This is a genomic window from Kocuria sp. KH4 (assembly GCF_053711175.1).
This window is the reverse complement of the sequence record NZ_JBSJYX010000045.1, coordinates 1-5,752: the sequence shown is the minus strand read 5'-3', so window position 1 is coordinate 5,752 and position 5,752 is coordinate 1. Positions and strand designations below refer to the sequence as shown.

The 5,752-nt window shown below is 59.4% G+C and carries 3 rRNA genes; all 3 read right to left on the bottom strand.

Going from position 1 to position 5,752, the window contains the following annotated elements:
- Positions 1 to 52 precede the first annotated feature (52 nt).
- Positions 53 to 169 (bottom strand): 5S ribosomal RNA (rrf, locus tag ACWCOM_RS18335).
- A gap of 235 nt (positions 170 to 404) precedes the next feature.
- A 23S ribosomal RNA gene (locus tag ACWCOM_RS18330) occupies positions 405 to 3,531 on the bottom strand.
- Between the two features lie 657 nt (positions 3,532 to 4,188).
- Positions 4,189 to 5,715, bottom strand: a 16S ribosomal RNA gene (locus ACWCOM_RS18325).
- The 16S, 23S and 5S rRNA genes sit together here, the layout of an rRNA operon.
- Positions 5,716 to 5,752 lie beyond the last annotated feature (37 nt).

The following is a 5,752-nucleotide window of genomic DNA, read 5'->3' as shown; positions in this document are numbered from 1 at the left end:
GATGTGGGGAGCCCCCGCACGTGGTGTGCGGGGGCTCGACCCTTGTGGTGTGGTCCGGCGGTGTCCTACTCTCCCACACCCTGGCGGGTGCAGTACCATCGGCGCTGTGGGTCTTAGCTTCCGGGTTCGGGATGGGACCGGGCGTTTCCCCCACGCTATGACCGCCGTAACTCGTGTTCCCGAACCCCCGCCGTGCTGCCCGTGGGTGGGCAGGTGCGGGGTGGGTAAGTCACTGGTCCGCCCGTGGTGGGCGGTATTCTGTTGTGCTCCCTGGCCGGCCCCGGGTCACCGTCGGTGGTGGGGTCGGGGGGTTGTTGGTTGGGAGCCGTATAGTGGACGCGGTGTTCTGTGGTGACCCCTTGCCCCCGTGTCCGCCCGGGGGTACCGGGTGGGGGGGTGGGGTGTGGGGTAAGTTGTCGGCGTATTAGTACCGGTCGGCTGCACACGTCGTTGGTTCGTGCTTCCACCTCCGGCCTATCAACCCAGTGGTCTCGCTGGGGGCCTCTCACCCTTGCGGGTCTGGAAATCTCATCTCGAAGCGAGCTTCCCGCTTAGATGCTTTCAGCGGTTATCTCTTCCGAACGTAGCGAAGCAGCGGTGCACCTGGCGGTACAACTGCCATACCAGAGGTTCGTCCGTCCCGGTCCTCTCGTACTAAGGACAGGTCTTCTCAAATTTCCTGCGCGCGCAGCGGATAGGGACCGAACTGTCTCACGACGTTCTGAACCCAGCTCGCGTACCGCTTTAATGGGCGAACAGCCCAACCCTTGGGACCAACTCCAGCCCCAGGATGCGACGAGCCGACATCGAGGTGCCAAACCATGCCGTCGATATGGACTCTTGGGCAAGATCAGCCTGTTATCCCCGAGGTACCTTTTATCCGTTGAGCGACGGCCATTCCACAATGTACCGCCGGATCACTAGTCCCGACTTTCGTCCCTGCTCGAGCTGTCGCTCTCACAGTCAAGCTCCCTTGTGCACTTACACTCGACACCTGATTGCCAACCAGGCTGAGGGAACCTTTGGGCGCCTCCGTTACTCTTTAGGAGGCAACCGCCCCAGTTAAACTACCCATCAGGCACTGTCCCTGACCCGGATCACGGGCCGAAGTTAGATGTCCAGAGTGACCAGAGTGGTATTTCAACGTTGACTCCACGTGCACTGGCGTGCCCGCTTCACCGTCTCCCACCTATCCTACACAAGCCACACCGAACACCAATACCAAACTATAGTAAAGGTCTCGGGGTCTTTCCGTCCTGCTGCGCGTAACGAGCATCTTTACTCGTACTGCAATTTCGCCGAGTTCATGGTTGAGACAGCGGGGAAGTCGTTACTCCATTCGTGCAGGTCGGAACTTACCCGACAAGGAATTTCGCTACCTTAGGATGGTTATAGTTACCACCGCCGTTTACTGGGGCTTAAATTCTCCGCTTCGCCGTGAGGCTAACGGGTCCTCTTAACCTTCCAGCACCGGGCAGGAGTCAGTCCGTATACCTCGTCTTGCGACTTCGCACGGACCTGTGTTTTTGATAAACAGTCGCTTCCCCCTGGTCTCTGCGGCCCTTACCCGCTCGCACCAGCTAGTGGTGTCCACGGTCCGGGCCCCCCTTCTCCCGAAGTTACGGGGGCATTTTGCCGAGTTCCTTAACCATGATTCTCTCGATCGCCTTAGTATTCTCTACCTGATCACCTGTGTCGGTTTGGGGTACGGGCGGCTGGAACCTCGCGTCGATGCTTTTCTCGGCAGCATAGGATCACCGAATCCCCCCACGGATGGGGGTCCCGTCACGTCTCAGGCACATGATCCGCGGATTTGCCAACGGATCGCCCTACACGCTTAGACCGGGTCTACCATCGCCCGGCTCGGCTACCTTCCTGCGTCACACCTGTTAATACGCTTACCTCCCCGGTTCAGGTCCCACGCTCCCCGCCACCGGTGACGGCCAATGGCCGGCACCTGGTGCGGTTCGGGTGGTTAGTGTCCCCGGTTCGATAGGGGCGGTTCTTCGCCGGTACGGGAATATCAACCCGTTGTCCATCGACTACGCCTGTCGGCCTCGCCTTAGGTCCCGACTGACCCAGGGCAGATTAGCTTGACCCTGGAACCCTTGATCATCCGGCGGACGGGTTTCTCACCCGTCATTCGCTACTCATGCCTGCATTCTCACTCGTGTGGGCTCCACCACTGGGTCACCCCGCAGCTTCACTGCCCACACGACGCTCCCCTACCCATCGCACCACCTGAACCGGGCGCAAGGCCCGGCTGGGTATCATTGGTGCAATGCCACAACTTCGGCGGTGTACTTGAGCCCCGCTACATTGTCGGCGCGGAATCACTTGACCAGTGAGCTATTACGCACTCTTTCAAGGGTGGCTGCTTCTAAGCCAACCTCCTGGTTGTCTGAGCAACTCCACATCCTTTCCCACTTAGCACACGCTTAGGGGCCTTAGTTGGTGGTCTGGGCTGTTTCCCTCTCGACTATGAAGCTTATCCCCCACAGTCTCACTGCTACGCTCTCACTTACCGGCATTCGGAGTTTGGCTGACGTCAGTAACCTTGTAGGGCCCATCGGCCATCCAGTAGCTCTACCTCCGGCAAGAAACACGTAACGCTGCACCTAAATGCATTTCGGGGAGAACCAGCTATCACGAAGTTTGATTGGCCTTTCACCCCTACCCACAGCTCATCCCCTCCATTTTCAACTGAAGTGGGTTCGGTCCTCCACGCGCTCTTACACGCGCTTCAACCTGGCCATGGGTAGATCACTTCGCTTCGGGTCTAGATCACGCCACTCACTCGCCCTGTTCAGACTCGCTTTCGCTACGGATACCCCTCACGGGTTAACCTCGCGACGTAACACTAACTCGCAGGCTCATTCTTCAAAAGGCACGCCGTCACCTTGTAGGGCTCCGACGGATTGTAGGCACACGGTTTCAGGTACTATTTCACTCCCCTCCCGGGGTACTTTTCACCTTTCCCTCACGGTACTGGTCCGCTATCGGTCATCAGGTAGTATTTAGGCTTACCAGGTGGTCCTGGCAGATTCACACGGGATTTCTCGGGCCCCGTGCTACTTGGGTACGCACACCGTGCGGCAGCAACGATTTCGTCTACGGGACTCCCACCCTCTACGGCCCGGCACTCACACCGGTTCGACTATCGTCCTGCACTCACACGCCCGGGCCGGCAGACCCGGGACGACACGCCCCACGACCCCGATGATGCAACCCCTGCCGGGTCTCACACACCATCGGTTTGGCCTCTTCCGCGTTCGCTCGCCACTACTGACGGAATCACTGTTGTTTTCTCTTCCTGTGGGTACTGAGATGTTTCACTTCCCCACGTTCCCTCCACGCACCCTATGCATTCAGATGCGGGTCACCACGCATAACACGTGGCGGGGTTTCCCCATTCGGAGACCCTCGGATCACAGCTCGTTTATCAGCTCCCCGAGGCTTATCGCAGATTACCGCGTCCTTCATCGGCTCCTGATGCCAAGGCATCCACCGTGCGCCCTTAAAAACTTGCCACATGATCACAGAACACACCGACCAGCAACCACCGGGGGAAACCCCCCGCAGCTGACTGGCGGCGATCAATCACGAACTCTCCCGCACCACACCCCCCACCACCCCACAAGGAGGCACCGGGGATCACGGCACGGGCGTTCTTAAGATGCTCGCGTCCACTATACAGTTCTCAAACAACAACCCACACACCCCACACGACCGGTGTTCCAGGGCCGGACCCACCCCACACCCGCGCAACCCCCTCGGCTTCCACCGAAGGACGCACGCGACCGTGAACCAGGACCCTGCCCCCCACACCCGTGGGGCGCCGGGAAACCAGAGCCAACACACCCCCGCCCCACACCCCGGCCACCACCGCCCTGTCACAGGCGGCAGCAGCACCACGGTGCAGATACCTCGGGGGCCCTGTTGTCTCAGGACCCAACAGTGCGCCATGGACCACACCCTCACCACCCGGACCCCACCGTTCCACCACCCCACCACCGGACCCCGCACAGGGGACCCAGAGAAAGGAGCAGGTACTGAAGAAGAACCCGGCCGGCACCACAGGCGCGGCCACTTGCTCGTTGATATTCCACCCATGAGCTCACCCCACCAGCACCACGAACGGGCACTCAGGCGGGGGCGACCACCACACGGCGGTCAACGGCTCCTTAGAAAGGAGGTGATCCAGCCGCACCTTCCGGTACGGCTACCTTGTTACGACTTAGTCCCAATCGCCAGTCCCACCTTCGACGGCTCCCTCCCACAAGGGGTTAGGCCACCGGCTTCGGGTGTTACCAACTTTCGTGACTTGACGGGCGGTGTGTACAAGGCCCGGGAACGTATTCACCGCAGCGTTGCTGATCTGCGATTACTAGCGACTCCGACTTCATGAGGTCGAGTTGCAGACCTCAATCCGAACTGAGACCGGCTTTTTGGGATTAGCTCCACCTCACAGTATCGCAACCCTTTGTACCGGCCATTGTAGCATGCGTGAAGCCCAAGACATAAGGGGCATGATGATTTGACGTCATCCCCACCTTCCTCCGAGTTGACCCCGGCAGTCTCCTATGAGTCCCCACCATCACGTGCTGGCAACATAGAACGAGGGTTGCGCTCGTTGCGGGACTTAACCCAACATCTCACGACACGAGCTGACGACAACCATGCACCACCTGTCCACCGACCCCGAAGGGAAACCCCATCTCTGAGGCGGTCCGGTGAATGTCAAGCCTTGGTAAGGTTCTTCGCGTTGCATCGAATTAATCCGCATGCTCCGCCGCTTGTGCGGGCCCCCGTCAATTCCTTTGAGTTTTAGCCTTGCGGCCGTACTCCCCAGGCGGGGCACTTAATGCGTTAGCTACGGCGCGGAGAACGTGGAATGTCCCCCACACCTAGTGCCCAACGTTTACGGCATGGACTACCAGGGTATCTAATCCTGTTCGCTCCCCATGCTTTCGCTCCTCAGCGTCAGTAACAGCCCAGAGACCTGCCTTCGCCATCGGTGTTCCTCCTGATATCTGCGCATTTCACCGCTACACCAGGAATTCCAGTCTCCCCTACTGCACTCTAGTCTGCCCGTACCCACTGCAGACCCGGGGTTGAGCCCCGGGCTTTCACAGCAGACGCGACAAACCGCCTACGAGCTCTTTACGCCCAATAATTCCGGACAACGCTTGCGCCCTACGTATTACCGCGGCTGCTGGCACGTAGTTAGCCGGCGCTTCTTCTGCAGGTACCGTCACTTGTGGCTTCTTCCCTGCTGAAAGAGGTTTACAACCCGAAGGCCGTCATCCCTCACGCGGCGTCGCTGCATCAGGCTTGCGCCCATTGTGCAATATTCCCCACTGCTGCCTCCCGTAGGAGTCTGGGCCGTGTCTCAGTCCCAGTGTGGCCGGTCACCCTCTCAGGCCGGCTACCCGTCGTCGCCTTGGTGAGCCATTACCCCACCAACAAGCTGATAGGCCGTGAGCCCATCCAAAACCAGTCAAACCCTTTCCACCCCCCACCATGCGATGAGGAGTCGTATCCAGTATTAGACCCGGTTTCCCAGGCTTATCCCAGAGTCAAGGGCAGGTTACTCACGTATTACTCACCCGTTCGCCACTAATCACCCCCGCAAGCGGGAGATCATCGTTCGACTTGCATGTGTTAAGCACGCCGCCAGCGTTCGTCCTGAGCCAGGATCAAACTCTCCGTCAAAAAAACGAAAAAACAAACCCACCCACCCCGACCAAAC